Genomic DNA, 23507 nt, shown 5'->3' on the forward strand with positions numbered 1-23507 from the left:
TATTGAGAACGTGCCCCGCCAACGGGCATGGCTCGCGTCGCTGACACGGTCAAAGCAAACTGAGACCGTGCGGCACGGTAACGAGACGTCCATCTGCGTTGACGGAGAAGATTCATGCTTCACTGCTCTTTCCGCGGCCGTTCAATCATCAAAGAACTCAAAGGGAATACAACGAAACATCTCTTCGGTTGTCGTTGAACCGACTGCGATTTCAAGCAAAGCCGATCGTCGCAGCTCGAGCATTCCATTTCTGACAGCCGCCTCGTGCAGGCTCTTCATCGATTCTCCCTGCACCATCATCTTACGAATTTCATCGTTCATCCCTAGCACTTCGCAAACACCAAGCAATCCGTCATAGCCTTGCTCGTAACATTGCTCGCATTTACCGGGAGCATACATGGTCTTACCCGTATCAGGCGGCAACAAAGACCGCACATCTTGAAACAGTGTGGGATGATCCGAGACATCAATAGGAACTTTGCAGTTCGCACAGAGGCGGCGCAGCAAGCGTTGGGAAATAATGCCCAACAAACTGCTGGCGAGAAAGTGAGGGTTCACGCCATAGGACAGCAAGTTGTAAGCCGCTGAAGCGGCGACAGGCGCATGAAGGGTGGCCAACACGAGATGTCCGCTATTCGCCGCTCGGACGGCTATTTTCGCCGTTTTTGCATCTCGAATTTCGCCAATCATGATTACGTCCGGAGCTTGCCGCAAACAGGCCGCTAACAGCTCGGGAAAATCAACGCCAACCCTGATGTTTACTTGAGATTGACGGATGCCGTCCAAGACATACTCGATCGGATCCTCCAAGGTATTAATCTTGCGTTCACCATTATTCAATTCCTGCAGGCAACTGTAGAGCGTTGTTGTCTTTCCACTTCCAGTGGGGCCGCTGACCAAAATCAAACCACTCGGGTTTTTCATCAACGACATCAATTCGTGATAAGCTTGCTGGCTCACGCTCAGCTCGTCTAATCGAATCAGTCCCCGTTGGCGATCCAGAATCCGGCAGGTGATATCTTCCCCATGGAGAGTTGGCATACAATTCAAACGCAAATCAACGGCACCTTCCTCACGATTGAAAACCCAACGGCCTTCGAGAGGACGGAAGCGTTCGGTGATGTCGATGTTCGACATCGCCTTGAAATGAGACATCAGCTTTCGACCATATTCTAGCGAGTAGCTGCGGACAGTACGCATGATCCCCATCTGTCGTAATCGCACCTCGACCTGATCTTGATTCGTCAAAAAGAACAGATCGCTAGCCTTCATCTGAATCGCTAACTGTATCAGGGCAGCTGCGGTACGATCGACGGGTTCGTTTTCAGCATCAATCCGATTATCAGGCTCGATCTGGTTACTCATCAATTCGTACTCGTTACGTGGTTCCGTGCTTCGTCGAGTCCCTCGACAACTGGGATGACTTCTCCGAGACGCATCATGGTAAAAACCCGGTGGATCAGCGGAGGTACCGAATGGACCACAACGCCGAATCCCTGTTCTTTTGCCGCTCGGTTGATGCTCAACAACCAGCCGATTCCGCTGGAGTCCAGGAAGGTGGCGTCATTCAAGTCGAGCAGAATGTGTTTATCCAGCCCTTGCTCTGGCAAATTGAGCAAACTCAGCGGCGTCTTGTTGGCGCCCGACACGGCATCGCCGGAGATATCGCCGACCAGTTGAAACTGGGTCCAGTCGTTCTCTGAATTCACCAACCGGACATCCATAATGCAATCTCCTCAATTTGCTTGAATTCAATCCTGCCCGCAGCCAATCTCACCTAATCTGCCCGATGGATACGGCCTCCCGAGCTCGCCAATCAACCGCCAGAACGGCGCGCTCCCCCTGCGTTTCTCTGTACTCGACAAAGAATCCTCGACAAAGAATCCTCGACCGCAGTGAATGGCAGAAACCCCGAGAGCTGCTTTCCGTCCAGCGTGCGAAGCCCTGATTGTAGCCGTTGGCGGGGGTTCTGCCGAGGCAACCCCAACAGGTCGTCGGCAAAAACGATTCGAGCCAGCAGGCGTGTTTTTCGTGAACGGACCCACCGGAAATGAGCGAATCTGGCCCGCCGGAAGCGCCGGTTAATCGATTTGGTGCAGGGGGCCCCTTTCCTTGCCGTTTCGAGTTCCGATGGCACGCCAAATCTCTAAGTCAATTGTGTCATCGATCGAAGCAACGTGACCGTCTCCAAAACTCACGTTGACCGTCCTCCGATGGTGACTTCGTGCACTGATAATGGCGTGTTCACCCGGCGTATCCGGAATTGCGCTCCAATTTCCGCAATCCTGCCCTGTCCAGTTGGGAGGCGCGACATGGTTGTACATCGTGCCCGCGTAGCCCGCAAATGGCCAGCCATTCGAATAGTTCGAGCCTGACAGCCAACGGCCGGCGGACGTAAAGTTATATCTTGATGGCCGGGGTCGGTAGTTCTTGCAACGACGAAAAATGATCTCGCGCCGAATTGGGCGATCTTCTCGGCCAGGCATCGTCACGATGTCACTCGCTGTCGGTAACTTGATTGCCGCATTGATTCCGCTGCCCTTGGTACGTTCTGAAAAGAAGGCTGTTTTCGATAGTCCATCCAGGATTTTCCCAGAAGTCATCCCCCGCTTGCCAGCTGAAAAAGCACCATTTCCCAGCACCGACTGACCGCCCACCGTCGCGTCGTGAGTGGCTTGCCGCGACGTCGAGTACGCGCCGCCGTAAGGCGTAGAACCGCCGAAGTTGTATCGATAGTTGTTCTCTGAAATAATCCGAACAGTATTCGGATCACTAGGACAAATAAACATGTCCTCTGCTGTCGCGTAAGCATCGTAATTGATGTTGTAAGGTTGACCAGCTTGACTCATACGCCGTGCCGACGGTCGTTTGAGGTCGATCATTTGATACACCGAATCGCTTTCCAGGTGGGGCAAGATCCAGATGTGAACCGATCGAAATCCCGTGGATTCCCCCTGGCCTGCCCGTTGGTTAACTCGGTTGTAATTCGTGTAGGCTCGTTGAACACGCCCCCCATGAACCCAATCTGGCAGCAAGCGTCCAGGAGGAAATCTGGCATGGGTCGATTCATAATTGGCAACTGCCATACCAATCTGGCGAAGACGATTCATGCAACGTGTCCTGCGCGCGGCTTCACGAGCAGAATTGATTGCCGGCAATAACAAGACGATCAAGATTCCCATCAGACTGATCACGACCAGTAGTTCGATGAACGTAAACGCGGGCGATGGTTTGTTGCGGCAATCGAAGGTCATGGATCCAGTCAACGATCAGTTTCAGTGCCCATGAGCCATCCGTTTCAGTGCCCATGAGATGGGGAACGCTGATCACTTTAAGAACGTTTCTCGACCATTGAAAATTTGCACGAGTGGATGAAAAGTACTCCCTTCACAGATCGCAGGTAAAAACGGCCAAAACGAACTCGATCCGCCCTCATGGTGAAGAATCACGAAGTTCAAAGTCGCAAACAAACGACGCCTTATTGCCCAGGTCGTTCACCTCAGAGCAAAATCAGGAAGCCAGTCGAATCGGAAGGGGCAACGGTTTTGACACCGGAAAACGAAGCTGGCGGATCATCCCAATCAAGCCGATTCTTTTTCGCTCCGATCGCGATCAAGGCTCAATCTTTTTTTCGCAGGCGAATGTGCAATCTATCCGACGAGTCGGTTCCAAACCAACGAGCGATCGCTGCTCAAGCGAAAAACGAAAAAAATCATTGGCCGGTCGCAAGAGCATCGGATCCGCTCTTTGCTCAAGCAAGTTTTTTATTTTTTTGGTGAAGCTAAAGAATCGTTTGACTGTAAAGAATACGTTACGGAAAATCCCTTCGTCACCGTTGCCGCAGCGAGATGAAGGAAGCGCGATTTCGGAGGCCAAAGTGGAAGTTCGAAGTTAAGCAAGCTGATCAATTGGTTTGAATCATTAAGCTGCTGCCATTTCCGGATGCACAGAACGGGAAGATTTCGTTTCATTCCTTGAACATTGCCAAGCGTTCTCAACACGGGAAGCTTGGCGGTTTCCCACAACTCCAACTATTTTTGTCGAGCGGCCGTACGGGAGAAGAAACGAATCGTTTCGGATCAATCGTTTCGCGTTGAGATTTTCCGAGCCGAGATTTTGATTTCGTAACCGCTCCCAAAAAGATTAGCGCGCAAAATCATTAAAAACAGACTACAATGAGCGACGAAACGGCAATCGCCGTCGATGCATTTCGCAATGAGGTAGTGGCGTTACGTGTATTTGACACCGAAAAGGTGCTACATCTGCGTCGCAACGAGATAGTGGTACGAACTGATCCAGAGAACTCCAAATCGCTCAGGGCTCGCTTTGTCAAATAAGCGGTTATTTCTGTATCAGGCGTTACCCGTTCAGACGAGGAAGACGATTTCCGAAACGAAGTTCGTGGCTGAGGTGTGAGATCAACAAAGTGTCGTAAGGACAAATGATCTTTGAGGGGAACTGGTGATTCAGTCCAGCTGGGGTTCTCGACAAGCGTTTATTTTTAATCACATTCATTCCAGGTCTTTGGTATCGACCGAGACTTGCGCGTTCATTGGTTAACATGAAGGTTGTTAGGAGTTATTTGATATGGGTCGTAAGAAAAGCCGATCGGTCTCCCGTCGTTTGCTGAAGCAATCCGAAGCCATTGATAAGCGACGTGTGTCTGCAGTGGAACCGCTTGAACCTCGAGCAATGTTGGCCGCCGACCCTGTCCTATCTGAATTCCAAGCATCGAATGTTAATACCATCCTTGATGGCAATGGCCGATCTTCTGACTGGATTGAGATCCGCAATCCGGACGTCGAAGCAATTAATGTTGGTGGTTGGTATTTGTCGAATGACGAGCTGGATCTGAAGCAATGGCAATTCCCCGGAAATACGACGCTTGAACCGGGCGAGATCATCGTTGTGTTCGCGTCGGGTGACAATGAGGCCGACCCGGCCGGCAACTTACACACGAACTTTAAACTTGACCGTGACGGCGAGTTCTTGGCGTTGGTCAAGCCGGATGGAACGACGGTCACTCAATCGTTCAATCCCTATCCTGCACAACTCGAGGACCAATCTTTCGGGTTGGCTGTCAGTCGAGATGTCAAAGAATTGATTCCCGACGATGCGGCGATTAATGTCCACGTCCCAGCCAACAATGATCTCGGAACCGGTTGGACAGCAACGGAATTTGACGATTCCAGCTGGACCTCTGGCACAACGGGCGTTGGTTTCGAAGATCTTTACTCGGCCTTCACAGAAGCGGACGAGTTCGACGCACCGTTAGGCCCGGAATGGACCACCGATATCCCCGACGGCGGTACATCAACGGTGGAGATCACCGGTGGCAACTTGGTCATGAACGTTCCCGAGGGACAAGACACACGACACAGCAGTCGTGGTCTCGCGCCGATTGTTTACCGTGAAATCCCGGGGGATGGCCCGATTGACTGGGAATTCACCACGCACGTCACGCAGGGCGAGGACGACGAGGGTCGAGCTGGAATCGGCATCTACGACGCCAATAATGGCAAGCTGGCGATCAGTCTTGAATACTCCATCGATGACGACAAGATCATTTTCACATCTGGCGGTGTGGAAGTTGACACGGACCGCGAGCGAAACAAAGAGAACTATGCCCTCAAAATAGTCCGCGACAACATCGCAAAGACTTGGAGCGCATTCTTCAAGACCAATCTCGCTGGGGATTGGAAAGCTGTTGGCGTCGCAACTGACGGCATCGACAGCTCGCCTTACATCAGCCAGCCACGAGCGGCGTTGTTTGCTCGCACCCCCACCAGCACGATCACGGCCACCTTTGATCGCGTTGAATTCTCGATTGCCGATCAACGTCCGATTTATCCAATTAGCCTGGACGTCAAAGATTCGATGATGAATCAGAATTCATCGATTTACATGCGAATCCCCTTCGAACTCAACGAAAGCCCCACTCGTTTTGACGAGTTAGATTTAACGACCATGTCAGACGATGGCTATCGAGCGTTTTTGAACGGTGTCGAAATCACGGCACAAAATGTACCAATCGATAGCACTTGGAATTCCGAAGCTTCGTCGACCCGAGGTGCGGTGAACGGCGTGATCCCGGTCGACAGCGTTTTCGCAGCCGCGTCGCTGGGCGCTTTGCGTGAAGGCACGAACGTGTTAGCCGTTCAAGGAATGAACGTCAACGCAAGCGATCCCGACTTCTTCTTCCACGCGACGCTTTCAACTGCGGAGATTCTATCAGAATCATTGCAACCGTTTATTCAACCCACTCCGGGTGAATTGAATCTGCTCCCGGCTGCTCCAACGCCCGTAATCACAGGTGACTCGGGGCTATTCTTTGGCAGTCAAACGATCGAATTGGGTATCGACAATCCAAACCCCAACCTCGAGATTCGTTACACGCTGGACGGTTCCAATCCAACCGCCAGATCCAGTCTGTACGGCGGACCGATCGTGCTCAACGAAAGTGCCCGACTCGAAGCAAAAACGTTCGACAACTCGGCGAACCCCAACTTTGTTGCGAGCAACGCCGCAAGTGGTACCTTCTTCGCCCTGGCGGACGATCTTCGGGAAACGGATTCAAATCTGCCAATCATCATTCTCGATACGCTCGGAAAGGGCGTTCCCAGCACAGGCTCTACCAGCCTGGTTGGCATGAACGTCGCAGTATTGGAAGTGAGCAAAGCGACGGGACGAGCGTCCATTGATGGTGCAATCGTCGACTACCTAGGAAGAGGCGGTGCACGTTCTCGTGGATCGAGTACGGGCGGCCAACCTAAACACAACATGTCCTTCGAAACCTGGGGCACCAGCGGCACCACGGCAGATGACGACACCAATGTCGCCTTGTTGGGAATGTCAGCTGAGAGTGATTGGGTATTGCACGCTCCCTATGATTTCGACCGTGCCTTAATCCGCAACCAATTGGCATTCGATGTGAGTAATCAAATGGGACAATGGGCTCCCGACTACCGACCCGCAGAAGTCTACCTCAACAAAGGTGACGGAGTGGTCTCGGCGGACGATTACTTTGGTGTGTATGCCGTCTTGGAAAAAATCAAGCAAGGTGGCGATCGGGTTGATATCGCAGCGATTGATCCATCCGTGACAAAAGCTCCCGATGATCCAAACTTAGAAGAAGGCGAGCCGAATATTTCCGGTGGCTACATGTTCAAGGTTGACCGAGCCGATCCGGATGCACCGGCCTTTTCCGCTGGTCGGCAATCGCTGAACTGGGTGACCCCCAAGAGCCCCGGCAGTCGAACTGCAAGACCGGATCAGAAGGCTACTTCGACTCAGCAACAATGGATCACCGATTACCTGAATGAGTTTGCTGATACACTTAGGAATCCGGACATCAATGATCCCGAAGGATATTCCAAGTACATTAACCCGATCTCTTGGGTTGACACTCATCTGGTCAATGTTTGGATGATGAATGTCGATGCCTTGCGTCTCAGTGCTTACATGCACAAGGACCGTGATGCTCCAATGGATTACGGTCCGATCTGGGATTTTGATCGATCGGCGGAATCGACGGATGGTCGTGATGATGACCCTTACGTTTGGCGTTCCGAAGTACCCGACTTTGGTACCGATTTCTTCGGGAACGGAACACAGCGTTGGTGGGGCGATTTATTCAGCGATCCTGGATTCTGGCAGTTATATGTTGACCGTTGGCAAATGTACCGCAACACGATGCTCAGCGATGACGGAATTAATGAAACGATCAATCGGCTCGCCGATCCTTTGACGGAAGCTCAGGCTCGCAATTTCACCAAATGGCGTGGCACTAGGCCTCGTAACAACAGTAATTTCGGCTCCGGTAAATTGAATGGAACCTGGCAAGGCGAAGTAGAAAACATGCGTCAGTGGCTCCTTGAGCGCGCTGGATTCATGGACGCTAACTTCGTTGGCCAACCTCTCTTCGATATCGGTGGCGAACAGTTGTCAGCCAATGCGGACGGGGATTTATTGAGCCCGGGCACCGAAGTCAATGTGTCTGCCGCACCGTTAACTTTCTACAACGACACGGTCGTCCTGTCGGGTGACGTGGGCGCGTCAACTGCCAGCTACCTCATCCCCACGGACAACTCGCTGGGCGCCGATTGGGCAGCACCCAATTTCGACGACGGGCAATGGACATCCGGACCATTGGGACTCGGATTTGACAGTGGCGATGATTTCCTCGACCTGATCGGTACCGTCATTCCCAAGCCCGATGACGTGAAAGATGGTGGAACCACCGTACTGGCTCGAATGGAATTCAACCTGGCTGATGCATCCTCCGCCAAATCCGAGGATCTCATCCTGCGAATGAAGTATGACGACGGCTTCGTTGCCTATCTAAACGGCACAGAAGTCTGGCGACAAAACATTCGCGACAACGATCTTGCTTGGGACTCGCGTGGCACTTCGCACCGTGATTCCGAAGCCGTCGTTTTTGAAGACTTTGACATCTCAGAGTTCAGCAATCTGCTCGTGGACGGCCGCAACGTGCTGGCCATTCGAGGTGTCAACTCAACCTCTGGCAGTAACGACATGCTCATGCTGCCCGAACTGGTATCTCGAGAAGTCAATTTCGGCGTGAATCCAAACGCCAAGGTCTACTACACCACCGATGGAACCGATCCTCGTGGACTTGATGGCACGCCAACGGCATCCTCTCAGCTCATGCCACAAGGCGGAGCTCTGACCATCAATGAAGATGTTCGAATTGTGGCTCGAGCGTTTGACGACGCCACCGACCGCGGTCCGGAAGCGAGAATCGTTAAGACCGACTGGAGTGGCCCGCTGCAATACGACTTCTTTGTTGCGGACTCTCCGCTCGTAATCAGTGAGCTCAACTACAACCCAGCTGGCGACGACGCGGACAACTCACCCTACAACAATGACGATTTCGAGTTCATTGAAATCCACAATCCCAGTGCAGCGGCTGCGAGCTTGCTCGGCGTCAAACTGGCAGATGGCGTTGAATTCGATTTCTTCGACGCCAGCACGAGCTCAATTGCTCCGGGTGGTTATGCGATTGTCGCCAGTAACACGGCAGCATTCGCAGCACGCTATGGTAACAGCGATGCCGTCATCGGCGTCTTCGACGGCTCTCTGGACAACACGGGTGAGGACGTTGACCTGGTCGATGGAACGGGAGCAACAATCTTCTCGTTGAATTACAACGACAGCGATCCCTGGACAATTCGGGCTGACGGTTTTGGTGCGACCCTCGAATTGATCGATCCCAACAACACACCCGCCGAACGCCAGAACAAGTGGTACAGCTGGCGTGGCAGCAGTGAAAACGGTGGCTCGCCCGGAACCGCCGGAGTCGGCGCTGCCGGAGTCGTCGTCAACGAGGTGCTTGCTGGAACGCGAGATCCAGTGAATCTGTCCGATTCGATCGAACTACACAACGTGACGGATGCCGCAATCGACATCAGTGGATGGCGACTCAGTGATGCCGCGGGTTCTCTGGATAAATTCACCATTCCGAACGGAACCTTACTTCCCGCCGGTGGCTATGTCGTCTTCGATGAAAGTGATTTCAACGCGGACACCCCGGTGAATGGCAATGACGGATTCGCACTCAATGGTGTCGAAGGTGACAATGTCTGGCTTACCAAACCCGATGGCAGCTTTGTGGATGATGTCCACTTCCGTGAAACGATTAATGGCGAGTCCCTCGGACGAGTGCCTAATGGTTCGGGTCGCTTAGCCCCCTTATCGGTGCTCAGCCTAGGCGCAGAGAACCTCTCCCCGCGGGTTGGACCAATCGTAATCAGCTCGGTACAGTACAACCCACGTGCCTCATCGTTGGCACTTGAACAAGATCCGAGCCTGGAAACGAGTGACCTTGAATATGTTCAAATTCACAACCCCACAGGGGCCGACGTTTCGTTGAACGATTGGCGACTTCGTGGCGGCGTGGAATTCAGCTTTGAGGACGGTACGACAATCGCCGCGGGCGAAACGATTACCATTCTGAAATTTGATCCAACCGATCCTGAAAATATCAATCAAGTCAACGCCTTTAAGCTCCATTATGCAGTAGGCGACGGCGACCGACTGCTGGGTGGCTATGCGGGACAACTCAGTAACAGCGACGATCGAGTCACTCTGTTACGTCCGATTGCTCCCCCCGCCAACCAGCCCAACGAAAGCCCTCGTGTGCTCGAAGATGAAGTCCTCTACGACGACCTGGCGCCGTGGCCTTCGCAAGCGGATGGAACCGGACGTGCCTTGGTTCGCATCACGATGAATGCGTTTGGCAACGCGGCGAGCAGTTGGGTTGCGGGTGACTTGCCTGCATCCCTCGCGGGTGAACTGCCTGGTGATTTCGATGGCAATGGAGTCGTCAATCAAGACGATATCAATCTGCTGTTTGTCGAAATTCGCTCGCTGAACAACAGTGCTGAGTTCGATTTGACAGCTGACGGACTCGTCAACAATGCGGATCGTGATGAAATGGTGAACACGGTTCTCGGCACCGATTTCGGCGACTCGAACCTTGATGGCCTGTTCAATTCGAGTGACTTGGTAATCGTCTTTCAGGCCGGTGAATACGACGACGCCACTTCCGGTAACTCACTTTGGGAAACGGGCGATTGGGACGGCGACGGCGATTTCGGCTCCGGCGACCTGGTCCTTGCCTTCCAAAGCGGAGCTTACACAACAGGCGCCGTCGATCCGACAAGCGTCAACCTCCAGTTGGTTGGTGCGGCAATCACGCAAACCACTGCAAGCGACGACACGAAAGTTCAAACGCTGGCCAATACCCAAACGGTCAACCCGGGTGCCAACCCGTTGGGGAACGTTCGTGTGGTTGACGCATCGGTCGAGTCCTTGTTTGACGCCCGTAGTCGTGACGAAAGCAAAAACAGCATCATCGAAGACGCGGCCGAAGCGTTGGTCGATGATGGACTGAGTTTCTAATCGAATCCGACTCTCGCTTGCCCCAACAGACCTCATCGGTCGCTAACAGACAGCGACCGATGAGCAGGCTGTTCGGTGCCTAGGTTGCTCACCTGCTGCTCTTCAGCCGTGCCTTCGCCCTGTCGGCCAATCATGGCTTGTTGAGTCAACTGAACTTGCCAATGGAAATCGGCGAAACTATCCGGGAAAAGCTGGGAGTTTCGAGATTCTTCTTTTATAATCCGCATCTGCCCGATTGATGGCTGAATGGCTGGCTTCTTGGCGACACTTGGCAGGAAATCAGCTCTCGGATCGACTCACGACTTGGTGTTTAGCTCGCTGCAAGACCGTGCCGTTTCGTTCCATGCAACCGCAGCCAAGTCCAAAGAGGGATAAGCCTTGATCGTTTGTGCACTAATCCGGATCCGAATTTAATTTACCATTCAAGCCAGCCAGAGTTGGCATGATGGGCTTTGCAGCTGTGAGGAGTTTTCAATGAATCGTCAGAGATGGAATTTCGGTGGCTTAACGAATCGGAGCCGTGGCCAACGTGCTGTTCACCATGCATTGCGAAACAGCATCGTCGAGCAGCTAGAAGCACGACACCTGCTAGCCGGCGATCTTTCGATTTCTGAATTTCAGGCGATTAATTCGACAACAGTGGCAGACGAAGACGGTGACTTCGAAGACTGGATTGAAATCCGGAATGCCGGTGTCGAATCAGCAAACCTTGACGGTTGGTACTTGACGGATGACGATACGGAACTCGACAAGTGGGAGTTTCCCGCCGTATCGGTTGACGCGAGTGCACAAATTATTGTGTTCGCATCCAACAAAGATCGCACTGACCCTAACAGCCAGTTGCATACCAACTTTAAGTTGGCTGGTAACGGTGAGTACTTGGCCCTCGTCAAACCGGATGGTACCGTCGCCCAAGACTTTGGTGAACAATACCGACCCCAATTCGAAGATCAGTCATTCGGCTTGGCGATCGGTAGTGAAACGGTCGAGTTGCTTGACGGCTCCGAAGCAGTTCGCGCCACGGTGCCGCTTGACAATGGACTTGGCGACGAATGGATTCAACCCGCCTTCAACGATGAAGGCTGGTTCCAAGGCAATCAAGGAATCGGCTACGAAATCGCCCGACCTGGCTTCGAACTGCAAGACGACTTCGATGGAGTTCTTGATCCGGCTTGGAACGCTAACATTCCGGCTGAGGGCACCAGCACGGTGGAGTTGGTGGATGGAAAGTTACGCCTCGATGTCCCCGCCTCCCAAGACACCAGCTGGGAAGCTCGAGACTTGGCGCCCTTGGTCACACGCGAATTGCCCGGAGACAGCCCGGGAGACTGGGAAGTCGTCACCCGTGTGTCCCAACGCGCCTCGGATCGTGGTGTTGCGGGTATCGGTGTGGTCGACGCAACCACCGGGAAACTGCAGATTCAATTCGAATACTCATCTCGCTTGAGCTTTCGGCTGATCGCTGGAGGAGACTCGCAAGGTTCTCGGGTAAGCGTCAATCGCACAGACTACTATTTACGATTGGTACGCGACGGCAAGACCCAAACTTGGTCCGCGTTTTACAAGTTGGATGCGGCCGACGATTGGAATCTTGTCGCAACAGCAATGGACGGGGTGGATAACACGCCAGTGGTTGACCAACCTCTATTCGCATTTTACGGCCGAACACCTCGCAGCGCGATTCGAGCGGACTTTGACTATGCTCAATTCATTGTGCCAGACCAACAGCCTGTGTACGGCCCAGAAATTGGCTTGAATCTCGGCAATGAGATGTTCAACAACAACGCGTCTGCCTATCTGCGAATTCCCTTTGAAGTCGAAGGTGACCCGTCGCGATTTGATGAACTGGCTCTGACGGCTCGATACGACGACGGCTTTCGTGCATTTCTCAATGGTGTTTTAATCACCGAACAAAATGTCCCGATCGAATCCACCTGGAACTCGTCCGCAACCAGCGTCTTTGGTGCCGTGAATGGTCGAATCCCCTCCGTTCAGATCAATGTGAGCGCCTTTATCGATGCACTGAAACCCTCGGAGAACCTGTTGGCCGTGCAGGCGATGAATGTCAACTCACTCGACAGAGACTTTTTCTTTGATGCACTGTTATCAGGTGCCGAAGTTCTCGAAGAAACACCCCAGTTCTTTATCGTTCCCACGCCAGGCGAGCCCAACGATTTGGCAGCCGCGCCCTCGCCCGTGTTGATCGCTGAACAGGGTGTCTTTTTTGGGAGTCAGACAATCGAATTGCAACTCGAGGAACCCAATCCTGCTCTGGAAATCTTCTACACCCTGAATGGTACCGATCCAACGACAAACTCCACCCGCTACGTCGGGCCGATCGTTCTGACCGAAAGCGCGATGCTTCAGGCGAAAAGCTTCGACACATCCGCTAATCGGTCCTACGATCCAAGTAATCCAGTTTCCGGAACCTTCTTTGCTGCCTCCGAGTCGCTCCGAGGCCGTGATTCAGATATTCCACTCGTCATTCTTGATTCACTCGGTCAGGGACTGCCTGGATCGGGATCAACCTCTTTGCGTCCCGTGAATGTCATCTTTTACGATGTGAGCAAAGCCTCAGGCCGATCTGAGCTTGATGGCCTGGTGGAATACTTGGGCCGTGGTGGAGTTCGCGATCGTGGCTCAAGTACAGCCGGTCAGCCGAAACCCAACATGACGTTTGAGGTTTGGGGAGCAGACGGGACCACCGAAGATGACGACACAGATGTGTCGCTCGCCGGCATGCCCGCCGAGAGCGACTGGGTCCTGCACGCCCCTTACAATTTCGATCGAGCCCTGATTCGAAATCCGTTCTTCATGGGCTTGAGCCACGAAATTGACGTCTGGGCCTCCCATACGCGTTTCGTCGAAGTCTACTTCAATCGCAACAATGGGGTCGTTGAAGAACGAGATTATGCAGGCACCTACGTTTTGATGGAAAAAGTCACTCGTGGGCCCGACCGAGTAGATATCACGGCCATTTCCCCAGCGGATAACGATCCCAACAGCGAAGAGATATCGGGAGGCTACATTTGGAAAGTCGATCGAGCCGATCCGGGTGAGCCAACCTTCTCCGCCGGCGGCCAGGGAATCAATTGGGTGGAACCCAAAAGCCCCCGAGGGCGAGCTGATGAAGATCAAAAGGCGACTGCCGAACAAGAAGATTGGGTGCAGGACTACATCAACGCTTTTCGGGATACGCTACGTAACCCGAACATTAATGATCCAGATGGGTATTCAAAATATATCAACGTTGATTCCTGGATTGATCAACACCTAATCAATGTCCTGACCTTCAATGTGGATGCCTTTCGTCTAAGCGCCTACTTCCACAAAGATCGTGGCAAGCCAATGGAATACGGCCCGCTTTGGGACTGCGACCGTTGTATGGAATCCACCGACAATCGCGACGATGATCCAACCGTCTGGACCAATTCCAGCGGCACCAATTTCTTCAGCTACACCTGGTTCCGAGAACTGTTTCAAGATCCCGGCTTTTGGCAGGCCTACATCGACCGATGGCAACAACTGCGAAAGGATGAATACAGCAATGACAATATCGATACCATGATCGATCGTCTTGCCGATGACGTTCGTGAATCTGCCGCGCGAAACATCGAGCGTTGGTCGAGCGCGAGTCGCTATCGATCAAACAGTGCCTATCCCTCAGGCAAACTCGACCGAACATTCCAGGGCGAAATCGAGCATCTACGTGCCTGGTTACACGCACGAGCTGAATTCATGGACCACAATTTCGTGCAACCGGTGAGTGTCCGGGTAGATGGCGAGGAACTTGGTCAGGAAAAAGGAGTGATCATTGAGGCTGGCAGCGAAGTCCAACTTATCGGTCCCTCGGTCGTCTCCTTTGACAATCCGGCCTTGATTCTTGGTGAGCCGGGTGAAGCGGTATCCACCTATTTTGTACCCGTCAACGACGAATTGGGGACAAATTGGTCCGCAAGCGATTTCGACGACAGCCAATGGCAGTCCGGTCCTCTGGGCATCGGATTTGACACCGGGGATGACTTCCTCGAATTGATTCGCACAACCGTCAGACCCTCGGAAACCCACCCGGATGCGACGACGATCCTGAATCGATTGGAATTCAACATTGATGACGTCGACGCCTTGGCCGACAACGGCTTGGCATTGCGAATGAAGTACGATGACGGTTTCGTCGCTTACTTGAATGGCGAGGAAATCGTGCGTATTAATCTTCGCGATAGCGACTTGGCTTGGGATTCACGCGCCCGTTCTCATCGAGATAGCGAAGCGGTCCTTTTTGAAAACTTCGACATTAGTGAATTCAAACACCTGCTAGTGAATGGCACGAACGTCCTCGGACTCCGTATCATTAATTCGAGCAAGACAAGCGGCGATATGTTGATGTTGCCCGAATTACGATCCACCTCTTTTGGTGAAAACCCCAATGCGGCTCTCTATTACACGACCGATGGAACCGACCCTCGTGGGGCCGACGGTAATCCAAGCGAATCGGCCATCAAATTGCCCATCGGTCAGACGGTAACGATCAATGCAAACACGCGAATCTTGACCAGAAACTTCGATGACATCTCTGATCGAGGGGAAGAATCGAGAATCGTGCGTACCGCTTGGAGTGGTCCCAAACAATACGACTTTGTCGTGACTTCATCGGAACTCGTAATATCGGAATTGAACTACAATCCGAGTGCCGCTTCGGATGATGAACAACAGGCTGGATTTGGCCGAGATGATTTTGAGTTCGTCGAAATCCTGAATGTGGGCTCGCAACCAGCCGATCTCACAGGTGTTGAATTGACCGATGGCGTGGAATTCGATTTCCTCAACAGCGCCATTAAAACGCTTGCCAGTGGCGAACGACTCCTGGTCGTCAGCAATCCGGCAGCCTTCGCAATGCGATACGGGAATGAGTTGCCGATTGCGGGTGCCTTCTCGGGGTCTCTCGATAATAACGGGGAAGACATCGACATCGTCGAAGGAACGGGTGACGTCATCTTCTCCGTGAATTATGCCGACAGCGATCCCTGGCCCGTGCGGTCCGATGGCTTTGGTGCAACTTTGGAATTGATCAGTCCCGAGAGCGTTAGCTCGGAAAAACAAAGTAAATGGTACCAGTGGCGTGGAAGTACCGACGTCGACGGGTCACCCGGTCGTGCCGGCTCCGGATCACTCGGTGTCGTCATCAATGAAGTGCTCGCTCGCACTGAAAACCCGGTCAACTTGCCCGATTCAATCGAATTGCACAACACGACTGGAACCCCCTTGGATATCAGCGGATGGGGTCTGAGCGATTCCGCCGATAACTTCTTAAAATTCAATTTCCCCGCAGGAACCACCATTCCGGCGCGAGGCTATTACGTGCTGGATGAATCGGCCTTCAATCCAGACAATCCACCGCAAGGCTCCGAAGACTTTGGCTTGAATGGACGGACGGGCGACAGTGTCTGGTTGGTAACCGGCAAGGGAGATTTTGTCGACGACGTCCATTTCCGTGGAACCCTCAACGGTGAATCTCTGGGACGCTTCCCCAACGGTTCCGGCAGACTTTCACCCCTCAAGCGAACGTCGTTAGGACTTCCGAACACCGATCCTCGCGTCGGTCCTATTGTGGTGACAGAACTTCAATACAACCCAATACTTTCCGATGCGGCCCTGGCGATGGATCCAAATCTTGATGCAAGTGATTTGGAATTCATTGAAATTCACAACCCGACCGCAGCTGTCGTCGACTTAACGGAATGGCGAGTGCGAGGCGGCGTCGATTTTGATTTCCCCGAGGCCGACACTCTGGCCGCTGGCGAAACAGTCGTGCTACTTAAGTTCGATCCCGCCGACCCAGAAAACATCAATCAAGTCAATGCCTTCCGTGCTCACTATGGCATTGATGACAATGTGCGACTGTTGGGTGGGTATCGAGGTCTGCTCAGCAACGCTGACGACCGAGTCTTGCTCTTGCGGCCAGATGGGACTGACCCTGATGATCCAACCGAAATCCTTCGCGTCCAAGAGGATGAAGTCCTCTACGACGATTTGGCACCTTGGCCTAAGAGCGCTGATGGAACTGGACATTCGTTACAACGCAAGTCCGTTGACGCCTTTGGGAATTTGGGGCCGTCTTGGAATGCCACCATTCCGTCGCCCGGATCTCCCGATTCAACGATCGTCGGTGATTTCAACCTCGACGGTCTCGTGAATGAACTCGATATCAATTTGCTCTTCGAGCAAATGCGATCCACCAACCCAAATCCCAGCTACGACCTGACCGGCGATGGTCTCGTCAACGCAAATGATCGCCAGGAAATGATCGAGAATATTCTGTCATCAAATTACGGAGACGCCAATCTCGATCGCGTATTTAATTCCAGCGATCTCGTGATCGTCTTCCAGGCGGGAGAATATGACGATCCCCTCCCGCTGAATTCTCAGTGGGAAACAGGCGACTGGAATGGCGATGGTGATTTCGATTCAAGTGACCTCGTGCTCGCCTTCCAGTCAGGTGCCTATCAGACCGCCGCGATCAAAGTGAGTCACTTGCAGCGAATCCGTGCGGCCTTTGCGGAAGATCATGCGGAACAGGATGATCGATCGGCTGGGACCGAACTCCTCGGTCTTGCCGACCATCCGCTAGATCGGGCTGTCGAAATCGACCTCATCGAAGAAAGTTTGCAATCATTATTTGAAGACAAAGAACGGGAAGATGAAAAGAGGATTGAACAAATCACCGATTCACTGCTTGAGCAACCGCTGGAGTAGTCAAAGGAAATCCCCGTCTTTTGCCAGAAATCACTCGATTTGAAACTTTCGCGGCGCCCCGTCCGGGCGGCGAGGAGCCGCATGAACCGGTGGCAAAAACAGGCTGTTTTTTTCTCTTTACGATATAATGCTCTCTGTAGAGCGCGACACGCAACCTTGTCACATTGCGACCAGGCGATGAGGATGAACCGCGGTTAAAACACCCGATGCAGCCCAATGAAATCCTCATTGATTCATGCTGTCATCAACTTTTCAAAAACAGGTTTGCTGGGATTCGCCTTCAGGCAATCTGGCCAGGGAGACTTCAAGAATGGCGTATCTAACGGGTCGTCCATCGCGGCGTCAACGACGTGCTGCATTCGTAGAAACGATGGAAGCGCGTGTCTTGCTCGCCGGTGACTTGGTGGGTCATTGGATTGCCGATGACCTCAACGCAGAGCTGGACGATCAGGCAACCGTCAGCCGTTGGGCGGATTCGGTGAGCGGAATTGAAGGTTCTGCGATCGGACAACCAATACTCGCCAAAGGACAAATCGGCGGTCGTTCGGCAATTCGCTTTGAAACTTCGGATGGAGTCGATGCGATCAAGGTGGCCGGATCAGTCAGCCCGTTGCGAACAGCGGAAGACTTCTCGGTTTTCGCCACCTTCCAGACAGACTCGTCGGAACTGCAGGGTGGTCGGGACGTTTGGTTTTCCAATTCGGGTCTCGTCGACGCCAACAGTCGAAACTTTGGCCGCGACTGGGGTTTGTCGATCAATCCAGAGGGAGCTATTTCAGCAGGGATTGGCACCTCGTTTGGCGCGTCGGCTAACGTCTATTCTGACGTATCGGGTTTGAACGATGGACAAATGCACGTTGCCACATTAACACGTAGCGGCGATACGCTGACGCTTTACGTGGATGGTAATGTTGCGGGCTCCACCGCAGATGGTGTTGCAGGCCCTCTCTCACCGATCGACACCATGTTTGGCAACACATCCTCGTCGGGCGACGTCGGTTTCGATGGTGATATTGCCGAGATCCGCATGTACAACGGTGCGTTGACGTCTACCGAAGTCAGCAACGTGATTGCCGAAGTCAACTCCTATTACGCAAATGCTAAACCCCAAGCCACGCCGGATGCATATACGGTGGCGGAAGACAGCGATTTCTTCTTGAACTTCTTCCCAGCGGATCAGGGAGTGCTCGCGAACGATACCGATGCGGACGGCGATCCGCTCACTGCCACCGTGATCGAAACAACACAACACGGCACACTTACATTTCAAGCCGACGGATCGTTTTTCTATCTCCCCGACTCGAACTTTTTCGGCACTGACACGTTCACCTATGTGGCAGAAGATTTCCGAGCATCCGAACCAACGACGGTGACTATGAATGTGTCACCCGTCTACGATCCTGCCCTTCCCGTATCGGATCGTTACAAGATGTTATCCGGAACGCTGCTCACGGTTGGGACAGAGACGGGACTCCTTGCGAACGACCTAAACATTGACGAAGCCGACCTCAAGGTCGTGCTTGAACGAACCGTTAGCCGTGGTTCATTGTCGTTGTTGGATGATGGATCTTTTGATTATGACCCACAAGGGGCGTTCGGGATTGAAACGTTTGCGTACCGAATCGATGATGGCACGAACATCTCGAATTCTGTCGAGGTCACCATTCTGATCAACAGTCCGCCGATTGCAAATGATGATCAGTTCATGATCTCAGAAGACGTTGCCTTAAACACAGGCATCGATGCGGGTGTGACGCAAAATGATATCGATGCCGAATCGGATCCTTTCACCGTCACGTTGTTGTCGGAACCGGAGTTCGGCACATTGTCGCTCAGCGAAAATGGGGCCGTCTCCTACACCCCCAATGCCAATTACTACGGAGATGATTCTTTTACTTACCAACTGAGTGACGGCGAAGACCTTTCCAATGTGGCTACGGCAACCATCACGGTCCAAGCTGTAAATGACGCCCCTAGCCCGGAAAAAGACGTTTACTTTGGCCTATCCGGTCAGACGATTGAGATCGCTGCAGGGTCGGGAGTCCTTGCCAATGACATCGACGTTGAAGGCGGCACCTTGACCGCCACGCTGGTCTCCGGTCCGACCCAGGGAAGTGTCGAATTCAATAGCGATGGCTCCTTCGCCTATCAGGCACCCGCTGGCTTCACCGGATTAGCAACGTTCACCTACTCGGTCTCAGACGGCCAAACGAATTCCCAGCCCACCGAGGTTGAGATCGCCATCAATTCGCTGGTACAGCAGCAACAGATCCTGATTAACGAAATCCATATCGATCCCCCGGTGAAGACAGAGATCGTTGAATTCGTTGAATTGTACAACCAAGGTGATGTCCCTGTAGACGTTTCCGACTGGACCATTCGAGATGGCATCGGCTTCCGATTCCCAGCCGGTTCTTCGGTCGAACCGGGGGGATACTTGGTGGTTGCGATGGACCCGCAGATGTTCCAATCAAAGTTCAAAAAGCCGGCGATTGGCCCTTGGGAGGGCAAGCTCAATAACTCAGGGGAAACCATCGAATTGTGGAGTGCGGGCGGCGATCGCATCGATCGAGTTGATTACAACGTTGGATTTCCCTGGCCGTCAGTCGGTGAGGAACCCGGACCATCAATTCAGTTAATTCACCCTGCTCTCGAAAATGACATCGGTGGTAGCTGGCGTTCCGCGGCACCAACACCTGGTGCTAAGAACTCCGTCTTTGCGGAGAATGCTGCACCACAGATGAGGCAAATCAACCACTCGCCTGAACAGCCGACAGCAGAAGATGCCGTGACGATTACGACTTACGTCACCGACCCGTCCGGCATCCAAAACGTAACGCTGGAGTATCAGCTCGTTGATCCAGGTAATTATTTCAGCCTGAGCGATGCACGCTACAAGACCAGTTGGACCAGTGTTGCGATGTTGGATGACGGCCAAAATGGTGACGCAACAGCCGCCGACAACATCTACACCGCTGTCTTACCGGCCGAACTCCAAACTCATCGAAGACTGGTGCGTTATCGCATCACTTCAACCGACACTGCAGGAGCATCGATCACCGCACCGTATGCTGACGATCTGCAACCCAATTTCGCCTACTTCGTCTACAACGGCATTCCTGATTGGACAGCGGCCGATCGCCCCGGCCGTACACCCGATGTGACCTACGATAGCGAATTGCTCAACAGCGTACCCGTCTATCAATTGATTACCACGAAAGACTCCCACCTCGATTCACAATACATTCCCGACTCGTCCCGTCGCGGTGGATACAGCGGCAGCGATTACCTCTGGGAAGGCACGATGGTCTATGACGGCGTCGTCTATGACCACATCCATTATCGTGCCCGCGGTGGAGTGTGGCGCTACGCGATGGGTAAAAACATGTGGAAGTTCGATTTCAATCGCGGACATCGCTTCCAAGCTCGAGATGATTACGGGAGCAAGTACGATACAAAATGGGACAAGCTGAATTTCTCATCGGTGGTTCAACAGGGTGATTTCCAACATCGGGGCGAGCAGGGGCTGTTCGAATCCGTCGGATTCAAACTGTTCAACCTTGCCGGCACAGAAAGCCCCAACACCAATTATGTTCATTTCCGAATCATTGAAAGCGCCAACGAGCAGGGCGCCGACCAATACAGTACTGACTTCCAAGGTATGTACCTGGCGATTGAACAGCCAGACGGCCAGTTCTTAGATGAGCACGATCTGCCCGACGGAAACTTTTACAAGATCGAGGGCAACAATCCTGAGTCAACGACGAACCAAGGCCCCTATCAAGTGGATGATCGCTCGGATGGAAAATCTTTCATCCGCGAATTCCGTGGTGGCAAACGCCCTACGGTCGAATGGTGGAAAGACAATCTCAACCTGGAAAAATACTACACCTACCAAACGATCTCGCATGCCATCCATCATTACGATACGGCCTTTGGCAAAAATTTCTTCTACTACAACAACCCGGAAACGGGACTGTGGGAGATCCACCCTTGGGATCTCGATCTAACCTGGGCCGACAACATGTACGGCAATGAAAACCACGAGTTCAATGTGAAGGTCGCAAAGAACAACGATTTCAATGACTACACACTCCAGGCCAACATCGATCTCAAAAACCGACTCAACCGGGACTACCAAAACAGCGCTCGTGAGATCCTTGATTTGCTTTTCAACCAAGAGCAAACGGGAATGCTGATTGATGAAATGGCAAGTTTCGTTTATCAGCCAGGAGAACAATCTTTCGTCGACGCCGACCGTGCCATGTGGGATTACAACCCTGTCAACGCGCAGAACTCCAAATACAGCAACAGCAGCAAAAATGCATCGCGTTGGAAGTATTACCAAAAGGCAAGCAGTAAAGACTACCCTGGAATGATCAAGATCCTAAAGGATTACGTTGACAAACGAAACAAATTCATCACCGATCGCATCCTGACCAACGAAGAGAATATTCCGACCACGCCCACCATCAGCTACGCCGGGGAGGCTGGATTCCCCGTCAGCGATTTGACTTTCCAAACCTCGACGTTTGCCAGTCCAGTTAACGCTGAATTCGCCGCAATGGAGTGGCGAATTTCAGAGATCACCGACCCGTCAGTTCCTGGGTTCGATCGCTACAACCGAACTGCACCTCGAAAATATGAAATCGAATCGACCTGGGAAAGTGGTGAGCTGGATGCCTTCGCCGATACGATCAGCATTCCCTCGCAGCATGTAGAAGCGGGCAAACAGTATCGCGTTCGAGTACGAATGATGGACAACGATCAACACTGGAGTCATTGGTCGGATCCCGCTCAGTTCGTAACCTCGGCAGACGTTGCTCCCGAGCTGGCGAATTCACTGCGAATCAGTGAGATCAACTACAATCCGTATGCGGCTACCGCTGCCGAGAAAGCGGCGGGGCATACGAGCAACGAAGATTTTGAATTCATCGAACTGATCAACATTGGCGATCAATCGATTGATCTTACACCCGCATCGCTGGAACAAATTGAAACGGACACAGGAGACCAGGGCGTTAATTTCACCTTTGCCGAGGGCAACGTGACGTCGCTCGCTCCGGGCGAACGCGTCCTGGTAGTAGAAGATGTGAATGCGTTCAAGTCTCGCTACGGCAGCGATTTACCAATCGCCGGCAGTTGGGGGGGACGACTCAGCAACGATTCGGAACAGATTACCTTGTCTGCTTTTGGAACAACCATTCAACAATTCAGCTACCAAGACGAATGGTATCCGTCGACCGATGGCGACGGATACACGCTTGAAATCGTCGATGCCAATCAATCGGATCTCAATCAATGGTCGGCGAACACAGGCTGGAAGGCCAGTTCAGTCCAGGGAGGCACACCCGGCAAGGGTGCTGACGAACGCCTTCCCGGTGATGTAAACGGCGACGGTTTGTTCAATTCATCTGACCTGGTGGCCGTCTTCCAGCTCGGTCAATACGAAGATGGGATCGCCGGCAATTCGGGCTTCGGTCAAGGTGATTGGAACGGTGACGGCGAATTCGACTCAACTGATTTCGTCTACGTATTTCAACTGGGCGTCTATTCGGCCGGCGCCTCTCCCGTTAGTTCGCTTGAAAATCAAGATCTGGCCGCAGCCCTGCAGGGGAATCGTGAATCTTCACGCGGCGAGAACTCGACTGGCGAACTTCGGGCACCAACTCTGACGACAAATCGCCGACCCGTCGCGATTGATTCGGTCTCCGCGCTTGATCAGATATTCGACGATTTGGACTTTGAACGGGAATCAGTAAAGACGACGGACCTGCTGACAGACGATGAAGACTTTGGGCTCGTTTTTTAGTGAACGTCGCCTTCCCCCC

8 protein-coding genes are annotated in these 23507 nt (G+C 52.8%); 4 read left to right on the plus strand and 4 right to left on the minus strand.

Features of this window, described 5'->3' with window-relative positions; genetic code table 11:
- Nucleotides 1–141: 141 nt before the first annotated feature.
- The 3 genes from P8N76_19425 to P8N76_19435 form a co-directional block, all read right to left on the minus strand.
- A complete protein-coding gene (locus P8N76_19425; protein ID MDG2383853.1) occupies nt 142–1365 on the minus strand; it encodes a GspE/PulE family protein in 1224 nt (407 codons plus the stop codon).
- Nucleotides 1365–1724 (minus strand): STAS domain-containing protein, encoded by a 360-nt coding sequence (locus P8N76_19430; GenBank protein ID MDG2383854.1) that lies wholly within the window; start codon nt 1722–1724, stop codon nt 1365–1367. The genes P8N76_19425 and P8N76_19430 overlap by 1 nt, the downstream gene beginning before the upstream one ends.
- 357 nt (nt 1725–2081) lie before the next feature.
- Entirely contained in the window at nt 2082–3110 is a 1029-nt protein-coding gene (locus P8N76_19435) for a DUF1559 domain-containing protein (GenBank protein ID MDG2383855.1), read from the minus strand.
- Between P8N76_19435 and P8N76_19440 the strand changes: the two genes are divergently transcribed.
- Complete coding sequence (locus tag P8N76_19440; GenBank protein MDG2383856.1) at nt 3109–3288, plus strand: hypothetical protein; 180 nt, start codon at nt 3109–3111, stop codon at nt 3286–3288. The two genes, P8N76_19435 and P8N76_19440, sit on opposite strands and share 2 nt — an antisense overlap.
- Before the next feature lie 1299 nt (nt 3289–4587).
- A complete protein-coding gene (locus P8N76_19445; GenBank protein MDG2383857.1) occupies nt 4588–10923 on the plus strand; it encodes a lamin tail domain-containing protein in 6336 nt (2111 codons plus the stop codon).
- Between the two features lie 32 nt (nt 10924–10955).
- Here the strand turns inward: P8N76_19445 and P8N76_19450 are convergent, their stop codons facing one another.
- A complete protein-coding gene (locus P8N76_19450) occupies nt 10956–11150 on the minus strand; it encodes a hypothetical protein (GenBank protein ID MDG2383858.1) in 195 nt (64 codons plus the stop codon).
- A 247-nt stretch (nt 11151–11397) separates the two neighbouring features.
- On the opposite strand from P8N76_19450, the gene P8N76_19455 reads away from it, so the two are divergent.
- Nucleotides 11398–17676, plus strand: coding sequence for a lamin tail domain-containing protein (locus P8N76_19455; protein ID MDG2383859.1), 6279 nt, complete (start codon nt 11398–11400; stop codon nt 17674–17676).
- 310 nt (nt 17677–17986) lie between these two features.
- Entirely contained in the window at nt 17987–23488 is a 5502-nt protein-coding gene (locus tag P8N76_19460; GenBank protein ID MDG2383860.1) for an Ig-like domain-containing protein, read from the plus strand.
- The last annotated feature ends 19 nt before the right edge of the window (nt 23489–23507 follow it).

The sequence above is a fragment of the Pirellulaceae bacterium genome (assembly GCA_029243025.1).
In the GTDB taxonomy this organism is placed as follows: domain Bacteria; phylum Planctomycetota; class Planctomycetia; order Pirellulales; family Pirellulaceae.